At 70.1% G+C, this 13,784-nt stretch carries 14 protein-coding genes; 7 read left to right on the plus strand and 7 right to left on the minus strand.

Going from position 1 to position 13,784, the window contains the following annotated elements; genetic code table 11:
• The first annotated feature begins 1,423 nt into the window (after positions 1–1,423).
• Complete coding sequence (locus tag AB0H36_RS07980; protein ID WP_360518391.1) at positions 1,424–2,080, plus strand: GNAT family N-acetyltransferase; 657 nt, start codon at positions 1,424–1,426, stop codon at positions 2,078–2,080.
• On the opposite strand, the gene AB0H36_RS07985 is transcribed toward AB0H36_RS07980, so the two are convergent.
• Positions 2,024–2,566, minus strand: coding sequence for a CGNR zinc finger domain-containing protein (locus tag AB0H36_RS07985; RefSeq protein WP_360518394.1), 543 nt, complete (start codon positions 2,564–2,566; stop codon positions 2,024–2,026). The genes AB0H36_RS07980 and AB0H36_RS07985 overlap by 57 nt on opposite strands.
• 148 nt (positions 2,567–2,714) lie before the next feature.
• Here AB0H36_RS07985 and alr point away from each other — a divergent pair, with 148 nt between their 5' ends.
• From alr to AB0H36_RS08000, 3 genes are read left to right on the plus strand one after another with little or no spacing between them, the layout of a single operon-like run.
• The gene (gene alr, locus AB0H36_RS07990; RefSeq protein WP_360518397.1) at positions 2,715–3,857 is read left to right on the plus strand and encodes an alanine racemase; all 1,143 of its coding nucleotides are present in this window, start codon (positions 2,715–2,717) and stop codon (positions 3,855–3,857) included.
• Positions 3,854–4,819: a D-alanine--D-alanine ligase family protein gene (locus AB0H36_RS07995; protein ID WP_360518400.1), complete on the plus strand. Its 966-nt coding sequence runs from the start codon at positions 3,854–3,856 to the stop codon at positions 4,817–4,819. The genes alr and AB0H36_RS07995 overlap by 4 nt, the downstream gene beginning before the upstream one ends.
• A complete protein-coding gene (locus AB0H36_RS08000) occupies positions 4,816–5,430 on the plus strand; it encodes a M15 family metallopeptidase (RefSeq protein ID WP_360518403.1) in 615 nt (204 codons plus the stop codon). Before AB0H36_RS07995 ends, AB0H36_RS08000 begins: the two co-directional genes overlap by 4 nt.
• On the opposite strand, the gene AB0H36_RS08005 is transcribed toward AB0H36_RS08000, so the two are convergent.
• Both AB0H36_RS08005 and AB0H36_RS08010 read right to left on the minus strand, forming a co-directional pair.
• Positions 5,427–6,569, minus strand: coding sequence for an ROK family transcriptional regulator (locus AB0H36_RS08005; RefSeq protein ID WP_360518406.1), 1,143 nt, complete (start codon positions 6,567–6,569; stop codon positions 5,427–5,429). The two genes, AB0H36_RS08000 and AB0H36_RS08005, sit on opposite strands and share 4 nt — an antisense overlap.
• A gap of 231 nt (positions 6,570–6,800) precedes the next feature.
• Positions 6,801–7,361: a helix-turn-helix domain-containing protein gene (locus AB0H36_RS08010; RefSeq protein ID WP_360518409.1), complete on the minus strand. Its 561-nt coding sequence runs from the start codon at positions 7,359–7,361 to the stop codon at positions 6,801–6,803.
• A 78-nt stretch (positions 7,362–7,439) separates the two neighbouring features.
• Here AB0H36_RS08010 and AB0H36_RS08015 point away from each other — a divergent pair, with 78 nt between their 5' ends.
• Entirely contained in the window at positions 7,440–8,267 is an 828-nt protein-coding gene (locus tag AB0H36_RS08015; protein ID WP_360518412.1) for an oxidoreductase, read from the plus strand.
• 22 nt (positions 8,268–8,289) lie between these two features.
• Here AB0H36_RS08015 and AB0H36_RS08020 read toward each other — a convergent pair whose 3' ends face one another.
• Positions 8,290–9,006 (minus strand): GAF and ANTAR domain-containing protein, encoded by a 717-nt coding sequence (locus AB0H36_RS08020; protein WP_360518415.1) that lies wholly within the window; start codon positions 9,004–9,006, stop codon positions 8,290–8,292.
• A gap of 134 nt (positions 9,007–9,140) precedes the next feature.
• Here AB0H36_RS08020 and nhaA point away from each other — a divergent pair, with 134 nt between their 5' ends.
• Together nhaA and AB0H36_RS08030 are read left to right on the plus strand one after the other, a co-directional pair.
• Positions 9,141–11,018, plus strand: a complete 1,878-nt coding sequence (nhaA, locus tag AB0H36_RS08025; protein WP_360518418.1) for a Na+/H+ antiporter NhaA — start codon at positions 9,141–9,143, stop codon at positions 11,016–11,018.
• Positions 11,019–11,111: 93 nt separating this feature from the next.
• On the plus strand, positions 11,112–11,585 hold the full coding sequence (locus AB0H36_RS08030) for a rhodanese-like domain-containing protein (RefSeq protein WP_360518421.1): 474 nt from the start codon (positions 11,112–11,114) through the stop codon (positions 11,583–11,585).
• A gap of 3 nt (positions 11,586–11,588) precedes the next feature.
• On the opposite strand, the gene AB0H36_RS08035 is transcribed toward AB0H36_RS08030, so the two are convergent.
• From AB0H36_RS08035 to AB0H36_RS08045, 3 genes are read right to left on the minus strand one after another with little or no spacing between them, the layout of a single operon-like run.
• A complete protein-coding gene (locus tag AB0H36_RS08035) occupies positions 11,589–12,089 on the minus strand; it encodes a tetratricopeptide repeat protein (RefSeq protein WP_360518424.1) in 501 nt (166 codons plus the stop codon).
• Between the two features lie 16 nt (positions 12,090–12,105).
• Positions 12,106–12,450 carry a DUF1622 domain-containing protein gene (locus AB0H36_RS08040; RefSeq protein ID WP_360518427.1) on the minus strand — a complete coding sequence of 115 codons (345 nt, stop codon included), beginning with the start codon at positions 12,448–12,450 and terminating at the stop codon, positions 12,106–12,108.
• A 16-nt stretch (positions 12,451–12,466) separates the two neighbouring features.
• Positions 12,467–13,753: an FAD-binding oxidoreductase gene (locus AB0H36_RS08045; protein WP_360518430.1), complete on the minus strand. Its 1,287-nt coding sequence runs from the start codon at positions 13,751–13,753 to the stop codon at positions 12,467–12,469.
• Positions 13,754–13,784 lie beyond the last annotated feature (31 nt).

Below are 13,784 nucleotides of genomic sequence, written 5' to 3' on the forward strand. Positions count from 1 at the left end.
GCGTGCAGGCGCCGTACGGCGAACAGCAGAGCGCGTCGAGTTCGTGCATCTCCGGGGCGCCGGCCGCGTCGAAGAGCTCAGGACGCGATCCACGTTGTTGTCGCACGGCTGTCGGCCGGGCTGTTTGAGCTGCGGAGCCGGTCGCCTCGCCTGCGCAGTTGACCGCATCCCGGGCGCCGGCTCGAACCTTCCGGCGAGGACGGCAGCCCGCTCTCGATCGGGCCGCGGAAGTCGGTGTGCAGCACCGGCCGCGAGCTTCCGGTGGAGATAACCCGACAGCTCGGTCAGCAGCGGGTCCATCCCCGGCCAGTCGACGCGGCGCGTCACGTCGACGACGGCCGCGCGTACGACGAAGTCCGTATGCGCAGCCGCGCCCGAGAGGCGTTGGCGAAACCCAGGATCGGCCTCGTCCGCTGCACCGAGCCGCATCCGTGCCAACGCTCCGCAGAGGTCTGCCAACGCATCGCAGAGGACGCGTCACCGCGTCGCCGAGGACGTGTCACCGCCGCGCAGAGGACGTGTCACCGCCGCGCAGAGGACGTGTCACCGCATCCCGGAGGCCTTTGGTGCCGGCGGCGACACCCCAGCCTGTACGACCTGCGCTCGGCACGATGTAACCCATCGCCTTGGTCGACGGCTGAAGGAGCTCGTCGACCGCCCGACACCGGCTCCTACGATCCCGCCCCGAGGACCCCGATCGGCCCGATGTTCACGGGACCAGTCTGGCCTGGAGCACGTCCTGACCGTCGCGACCTCCTCGACGCAGCGGACGCCGTCTACGAACAACGAGCACATATCAGGGGCACCCACCTCGAAGTGGCAGACCCTGATCCCGGGAAGCACCGTCTCGCACACGGCGTACCGCCAGGGCCTACCGTCTCCGGCCGCGAACCTTCACCAGGCGCAGCGCCGCGGCCGTCTTCAGGGCCACGCCGCCCGGCGGACGACTGCGGCAACCGCGGTCGCAACTGAAGGCTGCGCAGTACGCCCCGCCGAACACCCCGTCCCCGCCCCACGCCCGCCGACCGGCAGGCGGCTGCGGCGACCGCGGTTGCAGCTGAGGGCTGGCGCAGTACGCCCACGCCCCGCCCCACGTCCCCGCCCCACGCTGCTCCCACGCCCCGCCCCACGCTGCTCCCACCCCTGTCCCCGAACCCGGCTCCCGTCCCCGCCTCCCGGCCCCGGCCCTGGCCTCCGCCCCCGGCCTCCGCCCCCGCCCTCCGCTCCCCGGCCCCCGCTCCCCGGCCCCGGCCCTGGTCCCGGCCTCCGCCTCCGCTCCCGGCCTCCGCCCCGCTCTGGCCGAGCCGTCGGGCCTCATCGGGATGTAACTGACTAATCTCGGATAAGCAGTTACGATGCGGGTATGAGTGAGGTGTTGCGGCGGTGGGTTGAGGGGTGGCGGTTGTGTCGGGGGTTGGGGGTGGTGAGTGAGGACCGGGATGCGCTGGGGGTTGTGCTGGGGTTGCCGGGGCGGGAGCGGGAGTTGTTCGCGTTGACGGGTGCGTCGGGGGTGGTGGATCGGCTGGTGGGGCTGGCGGTTGAGGGGGTTTGGCTGACGGTGACGACTCTGGACGGGGATGGGGTGGCTCGGCGGCTGGCGGCGGGTGGGCTGGAGGTGTTTCCGGAGCAGAAGGTATTGATGACGGTGGGGCTGCGGGATCACCCGAGGCCGGTGACTGCGGAGTACGGGGTGGAGTTGAGGTCCGACGGGGCGCTGGAGTACGCGCGGGTCCTGGCGTCGGATGGTTCGGTTGCGGCCCGCGGGATGGCGGCGGTGGTCGGGCGGGACGCGGTGATGCACGACATTCAGACCGAGCCGGAGCATCGGCGGCGGGGGCTGGGGAGCGTGGTGATGGGCGCGTTGAGCCGGCGGGCCTTCGAGCGTGGTGCCGAGACAGGTCTGTTGATGGCGACAGTGGAAGGCGCCCACCTGTACCGAAAGCTCGGATGGATGCCAGAAGCAACCATGGTGACCGCAAAGGGGCCAGCCGCTCGACCGGTGCCGGGACGCGGTGGTGAGGGGTCAGGTGGTGCGGGAGCGGTGGGCGGCTACTTTGGTTCGGTTTTGGCAGGGGGGTGAGCAGAAGCGTTGGGTGTGGTTGCGGGTTGAGTCGAGGAAGAGGTCCTCGCAGCGGGTGGCCTCGCAGCGGCGGAGGCGGTGGATGTCGTTGCTGCCTAGGAGGGCTGCTGTTGCGGTGACGAACTCTGCGATCCAGCCGGTTGCTGAGTCCGGGTCCCCGAAGTGCAGGTGCCAGGGCGCGTCCGCGTGCCGGGTCAGCTGTGGCGCCGCCTTGGTCGCCTTGAGGAGCTCGTTCACCACCTCGACCGCCTCGTCGACCCGCCCCTCGGGCAGGAAAACGAGCGCGTCATAAAGTCGCCGCCCACCCAGCGCCCACTGAGAGACGTCAGAGTCGACCGCTTGGTTGGTGGTCAGGCGCAGTACGGCGTCGACCGCAGCCGTGTCGGGTTCGGCGGCCGGGCGGCCCTGGCGCCAGGTGGACCCGAAGGTGTTGGCCAGCGCGATCGCCGCCAGCAGCGACGCTTTCAGGTGATCCGTGGCCTCCACAGCTCCAGTATCCCCGGGAAAGTTCGCCGGACGGGCGGATTTCATTCATCTGGAGGAGCCGGGTCATACCACGGTCGTAGCAGCGTGCCGCACAGTTCGTTCCGCGAGCCGACGTATCCGGCCGTTGCCGGAAACAACAATGACGACCATGAACCTGGTCCAGAGCCTGTCCCGCCACCGCCCGGCAGCACGTGGGATCGCCGGCCTGTCCGAGGCGGTCGTCGACCTCTCGGCGGTTCGCCACAACATTCGCGCGTTCCGCAGCGTGATCCCGCAGAGCGTGATGGCCGTGGTCAAGGCGGACGCCTTCGGCCACGGCGCCGCACCGGTCGCCCGGGCAGCCGTCGAGGCCGGCGCGAGCTGGCTCGGCGTGGCCCGCGCCGACGAGGCGCTGCAACTGCGCGCCGCCGGGCTGACCGTCCCGATCTTGACCTGGCTGTACGACGCCGCCGAGCTGATGCTGCTCGGCGACGTCGACGTGGATGTCAGCGTCTCCACGATTGCCGAGCTGCAGCGAGTGGTCTCGAACCCGGCGGTCCGCCACGTGCACCTCAAGCTCGACACCGGACTGCATCGCTCCGGCAGCGCACCCGATCAGTGGATCGAGCTGACCCGAGCGGCCGCGCACTACGAGGCGCTCGGTGCAGTCACGGTCCGCGGCATCTGGTCGCATCTCTCGCACGGCGACCGCCCGGATGCGGTCCAAAGTCGTCATCAACTCCAACTCCTCCGCACGGGCCTGGTGCTGGCGAATCGCGCTGGTCTCCAGCCGACCGTCGTACATCTGGCGAACTCCGCCGGGGCGATCACGTTGGATGCGCCCGACTGCGACCTGGTCCGGATCGGCGCCGGGTTGTACGGGATCGACGAGACCGGGCTCGGGTTGCGGCCGGCGATGCGGCTGATGAGCAAGCTGGCCCAGGTACGGCGGATCCGTGCAGGCGAAGGGGTTTCGTACGGGCACGACTTCGTCGCCGATCGGGATACGACGGTCGCGCTCGTCCCACTCGGCTACGCGGACGGCATCCCGCGAGTCGCCGGTGCGCAGGCCAGCGTTTTGTGCCGAGGCGTCCGGATGCCTGTCATCGGGCGGATCGCGATGGATCAGTTCGTCGTGGACGCGGGCGATCTCCCGGTCGAACCAGGAGAGCCGGTGACGATCTTCGGCGACGGCTCGCGGGGTGAGCCGACGGCGGCGGACTGGGCCGCGTGGGCCGGCACCATCCCGCACGAGATCTACTGCGGGATCGGATCCCGCGTGCCGCGGCGCTACGAGGGGGCGGCCCGATGAAGGTGGCAGTCGTGATGGGCGGCGCGAGCCCCGAGCACCAGGTGTCGCTGGCCAGCGGCCGCGGGATCGCCAGGGCGATCAGTATCCTCGGCCACACCCCGATCCCGCTCGTGATCGATGCCGAAGGCAACTGGGAGGACGGTCAGCACGAGGCGATCGAGATCCTCCAGGCCTGTGACGTCACCGTCCCGGCCCTGCATGGCGAAGGCGGCGAGGACGGCACGCTGCAGGGGTTCCTGTCCCAGTTGAAGGTTCCGTACGTCGGCAGCGGCGTGGCCGCCAGCGCGGTCGGGCTCGACAAGCACCTGACCAAGTCGGTGCTGAGGGCGCACGGCATCGCGGTCACGCCCGGTGTCACGCTGCGGGGCGCGGACCTGACCGACACCGAGGCCGCGATGCAGAAGCTCAAGGCGGCCGGGCTCGACTTCCCGGTGTTCGTGAAGCCCGGCAACGGCGGCTCCAGCTTCGGCGTCGCCCGGGCGACCGACCTGCCGACGTTGTCGCCCGCGATCGCGGACGCCGCCGTACTCGATCCGCACGTGCTGGTGGAGCGGGAGATGGTCGGGCGGGAGATCGACCTTGCCGTGCTGGAGTTCCCGGACGGGCGGGTCGACACCGCGCCGGCGCTGGAGATCCACAGCGATCCGGGCCAACCGTTCTTCAACGCGACTGCGAAGTACGACAGCAGTGCGACGCGGTTCGTCGTACCGGCGCCGCTGGATCCGGCGTTGGCCGATCGGCTTCGGCGTACGGCGATCGAGGTGTTCGACGTGCTCGGGTGCGAAGGGCTCGCGCGGGTGGACTTCTTCGTCCCGGCCGAGGGTGAGCCGGTGGTCAACGAGATCAACACGCTCCCCGGGTTCACGCCGGCGTCGCAGTTCCCGCGGATGTGGGCGGCGGCCGGGATGAGCTACGCCGAGGTCGTCGACACCTTGTTGCGTACGGCGGTGGCTCGTCGATGACCGTGCTGCTGAGCGACGACCGGATCACCCAACTCCCGGCGATCGAGAGCGGTGAACCACTGGTCGACCTGTTCACCCGGAACCTCGCGACGCTGGATCGCCAGTTCGCCCGGGAGAGTGTCGCGGACCGGCTCGCGATGGCCGACGCCTTCCTGCCGACCGGCGTACGGCTGCAGGTCGTGGAAGGGCTGCGGCCGATCGAGAACCAGCAGGAGATCTACGACCGGTACCGCGCCGAGCTCGAGCGGCTGCATCCGGGGATCTCCGACCACGACGTCCACGTGCTGGCCAGCCGGTTCGTCTCGCCGGTCGAGGTCGCGCCGCACGTCGCCGGGGCAGCGGTCGATCTGACGCTGATCGGCGCGCACGGTCCGCTCGACCTCGGGACGCCGATCGACGCGACACCCGAGCAGAGCAGCGGCGCGTGCTTCTTCGACGCGGCCAACATCAGCCGGGAGGCGCGGACGAACCGCTTGCTGCTGGCCGACGTCCTGACCGCGGCCGGGTTGGTGAACTACCCGACCGAGTGGTGGCACTGGTCGTTCGGCGACCGCTACTGGGCGTACGTCGAGGACCGCCCGAACGCCATCTACGGACCGACGGGAATCTAGCGGCCGAGGACGAAGGTCTGGATGGCCACGACCGCGGCGCCACGGGCCCATTCGGAGAAATCAGCCGGCTGCAGGACCATCGGGAGCTCCGCGCCGGACGGATGACGGTCGCCGTGCAGGCCGACGAGCAACTCGTCCTGGGCGACCTCGGCCAACCGGACGCCCTCGCCACCGAGGACGACGAGCTCGGGCATGGTGAAGTTCGCAGCCGCGGCGATCAGGCGGCCCAGTGCACGGCCCGCCCTGCCGACCACCTCAACGGCCGCCGCGTCGCCCTTTGCGGCGAGGTCGAGGCACTCCTCGTACTCGACGCTCCGGCCGAGCGCGCTGCCGACCTGGTCGGTGATCGCGCCGACGGTCAGCAGGCTCAGTGCGCAACCGCGATGCCCGCGGTCACAGCGTGGTCCGTCGGGAACCAGCGGATGATGGCCGATCAGGCCGATACTCGTGTCGGGGCTGTCGACGACCCGGTTGTGCACGACCAGGCCGTACCCGATCCCGACCCCGATCGTCAGCAGCACGAACCGGTCCGAGCCGCGGCCGGCGCCGAACCAGTGCGTGGCCTCGGTCAACGCGTTCAGGTCGTTCGCCACCACGACCGGCGTGTCCGTGGCCGCCGCGAGCAACTCGCCGAGCGGCACGTCGACCCAGTTCAGGTACGGGCCCCACCGGACCTCGGAGTTGCTCCCGACCCGGCCGCCGACGGTCACGCCGAGTCCGGTGATCGGGCGCTGCCCAGGCACCTGTACGGCGAGATCGTCGGCCAGTTCGAGGACGAGCCGGCACACCGCGGACGGCGTGGGGTCGCTGAGCGGACGCTCGATACTCGCGATCACCTCGGCCCGCAGCGTCGTCAGGACGCCGATCGCGGAGTCACCGGTGAGCTTGATGCCGACGAAGTGGTGTGAGGCCGGATCGAGGTTCAGGGGTTGCGACGGGCGGCCGACGCGCGCGTCGGTCGGCCCGGCGGACACCTCGACGAGCAGCCCGGACTCCACCATCGGCTTGGTCAACCGGGTCAGGCTGCCGGGCGACAGGCCCACGCGGCGGGACAGTTCGGCGCGCGACAACGGGCCGTCGAGCAGGATCTCCAGCGCCACCTGCCGAGACGGACCCGTCAATGGCCGCCACTCACCCACGCGACAAGGGTAATGGCGGGGAGGGAGAAGAGGAGTTGGACGCCGGGACGTGACCCGGTCCGCGGTTCTGGCCGCACAAGCCCCGGCGTCAAGCTCAACCCCAAGATCCCCAGATGTCCATCAGTGCTGGAGACATGTGACCACTGACGGGCGGGGTACCCAATTCTTCTTGAAGTATGCACCCGATGAAGGAGCCCGGCGTCGTTACTTTTCCTATATTTTCGGAACGTTTCAACCGCTGTGGCGCCCGCGAGTGGTGAGGCCGGGGAAGACCAAAGTGAGCCAGCGTGCCCGGACCGCCGGAGGCTGGTCGATCGGGGCGGACGAGATCAGCAGGTAGAAGTCGTCCACGGTGACGTCGGGGTGCAGATCGCCGTCGCGCTGGGCGGCCTCGATCAGGGCGTCGACCGCGGCCCGGGCGCGGATCTCGGCGGGCTCGTCGGCAGTCCCGGCGCCGAGTGTGCGGGCGGCCGCCTTGACGGCGGCATCGGTGGCAGAAGCCTCCAGGACCCGCTCGACGAGGGCGGTGATCTCGGTCATCGGGTCGGCACCGGCCGCGACCCGCGCCTGCGCGGCCTCGGCGTCGTCGGCGACATGGCCGAGGTGCTCGGCGATCACCGCGGTGACCAGGTCGGTCTTGTTCGGGAAGTGCCGGTAGAGGGTGCCGACGGCGACGCCGGCCGCGGCGGCGATCTCGTCCATCCCGGCGTCCGGCCCGTGCCGGGTGATCTGCTCGCGGGCGGCGTCGAGGATCTTCTGCCGGTTCCGGACGGCGTCGGCACGCGGACTCATGCGGTCTCCCTTGCAATATCGTGAACCATGGTTCATGATAATCGTGAACCAGAGTTCATCTTATCTCCAGGACGGGTCATGACCACGAAGATCGCTCTCGTCACCGGTGCCTCGTCGGGGATCGGCGAGGCCACCGCGCGCAAGCTGCACGGCCTCGGTTTCACCGTGTACGGCGCCGCCCGCCGGGTGGACCGGATGGCGAAGCTCGCCGCCGACGGCATCCACCCGATCGCCATGGACGTCACCGACGAGGACTCGATGCGCGCCGGGATCGACCGGATCCTGGCCGAGGCCGGGCGGATCGACGTACTCGTGAACAACGCCGGCTACGGCTCGTACGGCGCGCTCGAGGACGTGCCGTTGGCGGAGGCGCGGTACCAGTTCGAGGTGAACGTGTTCGGCGCCGCGCGGCTGATCCAGCTCGTGCTGCCGGGGATGCGGGCGCAGCGCAGCGGCACGATCGTGAACATCAGCTCGATGGGCGGCAAGATCTACACGCCGCTCGGTGGCTGGTACCACGGCACCAAGTTCGCCCTCGAGGCGCTCAGCGACTGCCTCCGTCTGGAGGTCAAGCCGTTCGGCATCGACGTCGTCGTGATCGAGCCCGGCGGCATCCGCACCGAGTGGGGTGGCATCGCCGCCGACAACCTCCGCAAGGTCTCGGCCGAGGGCCCGTACGCCGGCCAGGCCGAGCCGATGGCAAGGTCGATGGACTCGGAGCTGGCCGACCGCCGTACGTCGCCGCCCTCGGTGATCGCCGACGCCATCGCCAAGGCCGTCACGGCTCGCCGGCCGCGCACCCGCTACCTGGTGGGCTTCGCCGCCAAGCCCCTGGTCACACTGCGCCGTGTCCTGCCCGACCGGGCGTTCGACTTCACCATCAAGCGCGCCACCGGCGTCCGCTGACGTTTGTTGCCGCCTGCAAGCGTCAGTGCGGGAGCTTGCGGGTGTCGATGAGCTGCTGGGCGACGTCGCGGAGCTTGGTGTTGGTGTCCTGGGAGTAGCGCTTGAGGATGGCGAAGGCCCGGTCGCCGTCGACGTCGAAGCGCTCCATCAGGATGCCCATCGCCTGGCCGACCAGCTTGCGGGCGTCGACGGCCTGGGCCATGGTCTCCTCGTGCCGGGCCGAGGCGACCGCGACGGAGGCGTGCCGGGCGAGGATGTGGGCGATCGCCTCGTCGTCAGGGCTGAAGGCGTCGGGGGTCGGGCAGTAAAGGCCGAGGACGCCGACTGTCGAGCGGTTGCCGTCTCCGGTGGCCAGCGGCACGTCCAGGACGCTGCGGACGCCGAGAGCGGCGACCTTGGCGGCCCACTCCGGCCAGCGGTCGTCGGTGAGGGTGTCGCGGATCAGGATCGTGGACCGGTCGCGGAGCGCGGTGACGAGCGGGCCGGTCTCGGTGCTGATCTGAAGGTCGTACACGTCGGCGACCACGGGGTCGGTCACCGCCGCCACCTCGGGGCGGGAGCCACGGGAGTACAGGGCGACGCCGGCATAGGTGCAGCTCAGCGCCTGCAGGGCGAACTGGACGACGGCGTCGACCGTCTCCTCCACCCCGGGAGCGTCGTGCAACTCGATCGCCAGACGCGCGAACGCGTCTGCCGAGGTCACAGCGACATCTTGGTCGGTCAACGGGACTCCAGGCATGCTCGAACCATCGGGCACCCCGTGGCTGGAGTGATCCTCAGGAGACATCATGCAGCCCGCACCCCCCAAACTGTTAGCCGGATCGGCAGCCGATTTTTTCTGGGTCGTTGAACCCAGAACGATACAGTGAACGCATGACGGACTTCGCCGGCCTGCTGAGTGGGCGGACGAGCTGGCGGCGGGAGTTCGCGGCGCCGGTGCGCGCCTTCCTGCGGACCGAGGCGGGCAGTTCCGGCGTCCTCGCCGGGGCGATCCTGGTCGCCCTGCTGTGGGCGAATCTGGCGCCCGGGACGTACGAGGACTTCTGGCGGACCGAGCTGTCGATCGGGCTCGGGCGCGAGGTGCTCGCGATGGACCTGCGGGAGTGGGTCAACAGCGGCCTGATGACGCTGTTCTTCCTGGTGGTCGGCCTGGAGGCGCGGCGTGAGTTCGACCTCGGCGACCTGCGCGACCGGAGCCGGTTCGTGCTCCCGCTCGCCGCCGGGATCGGCGGGATGATCCTCCCGGTCCTCATCTATCTCGCGTTCAACGCCGGCGGTGAGGGTGCGCACGGGTGGGGTGTCGCGATGTCGACCGACACCGCGCTGGCGCTCGGCCTGCTCGCGCTGGTCGGTCGCGGCGTCCCCGACCGGGTCCGGGTGTTCCTGCTCACGGTCTTCGTCGTCGACGACCTGATCGCGTTGCTCGTCATCGCCGTCGTCTACAGCGAGAACATCGAGCTGATGCCGCTGGCCATGGCGATCGTCGCCTTCGGAGCCGTCGTGGTGCTGGCGGTCCTGCGAGTGCGGAAGGCCTGGGCGTACGTCGTACTGGGCGTCGTCACGTGGGCGTCGCTGCTGACCAGCGGGGTCGATCCCGTGGTGGCCGGACTGGCGATCGGCCTGACGGCGTCGGCGTACTCGCCGGGGCGGGAGGAGCTCGAGCAGGCGACCGGTTTGTTCCGGCTGTTCCGCGAGCAGCCGACCCCCGAGCTGGCCCGTTCGGCGACGGTCGGCCTGACCGCGACGATCTCGCCGAACGAGCGGCTGCAGTACCTCTACCACCCGTGGACCAGCTATCTGATCGTCCCGCTGTTCGGGCTCGCGAACGCCGGCATCACCATCGACCTCGACTTCCTCGGGCGGGCGTACACCTCGCCGATCACACTCGGCATCCTGGTCGGCTATGTGGTCGGCAAGCCGGTCGCGGTGTCCGTGGTGTCCTGGCTGCTGACCCGCTTCTCCGGCGGGCGCTACCGGCCGCAGGTCGGGTGGGCGGCCGTGGTCGGCAGCGGCACCATCGCCGGCATCGGGTTCACGGTCTCCTTGCTGATTGCAACGATCGCGTTCGAGGGCCCGGCGCTCGCAGAGGCGAAGCTTGGGCTGCTGTCGGCGGTCCTGGTGGCGTCGGGGCTGACCTGGCTGGTGTTCCGCGCGGCCAAGCTGCTCTCGCCGCCGAAGAAGGCGCTGGCTCTGCTCGGCGACGCGGAGCAACTGGTGGACCTGGCCGATCCGGTCGATCCCGAGCGCGACCACATCCGCGGTCCGGAGACGGCGTCGGTGACCCTGGTGGAGTACGGCGACTTCGAGTGCCCGTACTGCGGGATGGCGGAGCCCGTCGTCCGCGACCTGTTGCAAGACGACGACCTGCGGTACGTATGGCGGCACCTGCCGTTGAGTGACGTCCATCCGCGGGCGCAGATTGCGGCGGAGGTGTCGGAGGCGGCGGCCGCGCAGGGCGCCTTCTGGGAGATGCACGACCTGCTGCTCGCGAACCAGGAGAACCTGCAGCCCAAGGACCTGCTCGGGTACGCCGAGGCGCTCGGGCTCGACCAGCAGAAGTTGCACGACGACGTGAAGCGGCACGTGGCTGCGGCCCGGGTCGCGCAGGACGTGGAGTCGGCCGACCTGAGCGGGGTGTCCGGGACACCGACGTTCTTCGTCAACGGACAGCGACACTACGGCGCGTACGACGTCGAGACGCTGAAGGCCGCGATCAAGGTGGCCCGGGCGCGGGCCAAGATGCAGGGATGACAGTATTTTGCGGTACTAGGGCATTTCTGCCACTGTTGCGCTAGGCCCCGATGCCGGACGCTGGTGGCTCCGCTGATCGAGAAGGAGCCCCGAATGTCCGTTGACCTGCACACTTCGGCTGTTCTGCAGACGCCCGCCGCCGACCGGGACGCGGCGGTGGCGCACTTCGCCGGGCGGCTCGCGTTCGAGGCGGACGTGTCGGACGTGGCCGCCGACATCGGGGCCGGTGTGACCGGGTGGGTGCTGGTCGACAGCCGGAGCCAGGAGAGCTGGGACCAGGGTCACGTGCCCGGCGCGATCCACCTGCCGACCCGGGAGATCGCTGCCCGGGCGGCGTCCGTCGTACCCGCGGGGGTCACTGTGGTGACGTACTGCTGGGGGCCTGGGTGCAACGGTGCGACGAAGGCGGCGCTGGAGTTCGCGAAGCTCGGCTACCCGGTCAAGGAGATGATCGGCGGCTTCGAGTACTGGGCCCGCGAAGGCCTCCCGGTGGAGACCGCCGCGGGGATCGAACGCCGGGCCGCCGACCCGCTCACCGCGCCGCTGGGGATCGCCTGCGCCTGCTGAGCCTCAGAGGTTGGCGAGGTAGTCGGCGTTGCCGCGGATGGCCGCCTCGTAGCGCTTGATCTCAGGCGTGCCGAGGCGGTCGGCGATGACCAGGAGCAGCGTGGCGAGCGCCTTGTCCTTGTGGCCGGCCGCGTGCAGGGTGAGCGACTTGAACACCCGCAGCGAGTCGGACTCGGGGAACTCGGCGCACGCGGCCTTGAAGATGTCCAGGGACTCGTCGAAGCGGCCGAGGTTGCGCAACGTGCTGCCGTACTGCAGCAGGCACTTGCGTCGGGTCTCGCCGGTGAGCCCGGGCAGCGCGCGCTCGTAGTAGACGACCGCCTGCTCCTCCTGCCCGTCCGTGTCGTACGACCCGCCCACCTCGTACAACACGTACGGGTTGTCCGGGTGCTCTTTCAGCAGGTTCACGAAGAAGTCGATCGTCGGCTGCATGTTCGCCCGGTCCCGCCGGTTGAACGCCTCCTCGATCGTCGCCGCCAGTTCGGGCGTCAGATCGGTGTGCACACCTCCATCATGCCAACTAGTTGGTGGGGCGTTGCTGCCACGGCCAGGCGCCGGAGATCTCCACCTCGAGGGCGAAGCTGAGGACGGTGCGGATGACCACGATCAGGCCGAGGACCAGGACGCTCTCGACGGAGGTGTCGACGATGATCGTGCGGACGATGTCGCCGACGATCAGGATCTCCAGGCCGAGCAGGATGACCCGGCCGAGGTTGACCCGCAGTTGCTGGTAGCTGCCGGCGCCCTTGCGCAGGACGTCGTACGCGTAGCGGATCAGGCAGACGGCGAGGCCGATCGCCATGATGACCACGCCGATGCCCTCGATCACCCGGGCGACATCGGCGAACACCGCCTCGAACTCCACCCTCCAGGAGTACCAGTCAGGCCGCGGTCTCGGTGGTCGCCTCGCCGGGGCGGATGTTCTGGTTCAGGTGGAAGACGTTGGCCGGGTCGTACGCCGTCTTCAGCGCGGTCAGCCGGGCCAGCTTGGCCGGCGGGAAGGCGCGGTTGATCGGGTCGCCGTTCAGCGTGTTCAGGTAGGCGCCGCTCGCGTACGGCGCCAGTCCGGCGGCGTACTCGCGGACCCGGGCGATCCGGGTCGCGTCCTCGGCCGGGTCCTCCCAGCGGGTCGCGGTGACGAACTCGAACAGCGTGTCCCGGTGGCTGAAGGCCGCGTCCTCGTCCGGCACGTCGGCGATCGCACCGCCGTACGCCTGCAGGCTCGCGGACAGGCCCGGGGTGTTCAGCAGTGCGCGGATCGCGTCGTCGGGCAGCGACTTGAAGTAGTGACCCTTCCAATAGCGCCGGTAGCGGTGCCCTTGCACGTTGTCGTCGCGGCTCTGCAGCGTCAGGTACGACATCTCCTCGACGTGCTCGTCGGCGACCGGACCGAGCGCGCGGAGGGCCGGCAGGAGCTGGTATCCACCGTCGCCGATCCACACGTAGCCGACCGTCACGCCGTCCGGAGTGACGTTCGCGGTGAAGGTCGCCTGCCGCGGCGCGGTCGCGTTGAGCTCCCGCCATCCGCGCAGTACGTCGAACCCCGCAGCCATCGGATAGCTGAACTCGGCCACCAGCGCCCGGGTGCCGACCTGGTGCAGCCGGAACTCGAACGACGTGACGATGCCGAAGTTCCCGCCGCCACCGCGCAACCCCCAGTCCAGCTCCGGGTTCTCGTCCGCACTCGCCCGGACCACCGAGCCATCCGCGGTGACCAGCTCGTACGACGCCACGTTGTCGCATGCCAGGCCGAACTGCCGGGCCAGCCAGCCCATCCCGCCGCCGAGCGTGAGCCCGCCGACGCCGGTGTGCGAGACGTTCCCCGCGGTCGTCGCCAGACCGAACTTCTGCGCCGCCTTGTCGAGCTCACCCAGCAACGCCCCGCCCTGAACCCAGGCCAGCTGCCGGTCCGGATCGACCCGGACGGCGTTCATCGGCGTCAGGTCGATCATCAGCCCACCATCCGGTACGGCGTGGCCTGCGATGCTGTGGCCGCCGCAGCGGACCCCGATCTCCAGCCCTGCCTCCCGGGCGAACCGGACCGCGGCGGCGACGTCGGCGGTGTCGTGACAGCGCGCGATCGCGGCCGGGTAGCGGTCGATCATCGCGTTCCAGACGCTCCGGGCCTCGTCGTAGCCGGCGTCGCCGTTCTGCAGCAGCGTGGTCATCGTTCCCCTCCTGGATTCTGGTCTTTGCACC

The sequence above is a fragment of the Kribbella sp. NPDC050820 genome (genome assembly GCF_040653975.1).
Classification (GTDB): Bacteria; Actinomycetota; Actinomycetes; order Propionibacteriales; family Kribbellaceae; genus Kribbella.

What these genes read in the sequence shown, in the direction of transcription:
- AB0H36_RS08030 (WP_360518421.1), top strand. Translation starts at nt 11,112, where the DNA reads ATGTCCGTTGACCTGCACACTTCGGCTGTTCTGCAGACGCCCGCCGCC.
- AB0H36_RS08020 (WP_360518415.1), bottom strand. Translation starts at nt 9,006, where the DNA reads ATGCCTGGAGTCCCGTTGACCGACCAAGATGTCGCTGTGACCTCGGCA.
- nhaA (WP_360518418.1), top strand. Translation starts at nt 9,141, where the DNA reads ATGACGGACTTCGCCGGCCTGCTGAGTGGGCGGACGAGCTGGCGGCGG.
- AB0H36_RS07995 (WP_360518400.1), top strand. Translation starts at nt 3,854, where the DNA reads ATGAAGGTGGCAGTCGTGATGGGCGGCGCGAGCCCCGAGCACCAGGTG.
- AB0H36_RS08045 (WP_360518430.1), bottom strand. Translation starts at nt 13,753, where the DNA reads ATGACCACGCTGCTGCAGAACGGCGACGCCGGCTACGACGAGGCCCGG.
- AB0H36_RS08010 (WP_360518409.1), bottom strand. Translation starts at nt 7,361, where the DNA reads ATGAGTCCGCGTGCCGACGCCGTCCGGAACCGGCAGAAGATCCTCGAC.
- alr (WP_360518397.1), top strand. Translation starts at nt 2,715, where the DNA reads ATGAACCTGGTCCAGAGCCTGTCCCGCCACCGCCCGGCAGCACGTGGG.
- AB0H36_RS08015 (WP_360518412.1), top strand. Translation starts at nt 7,440, where the DNA reads ATGACCACGAAGATCGCTCTCGTCACCGGTGCCTCGTCGGGGATCGGC.
- AB0H36_RS08000 (WP_360518403.1), top strand. Translation starts at nt 4,816, where the DNA reads ATGACCGTGCTGCTGAGCGACGACCGGATCACCCAACTCCCGGCGATC.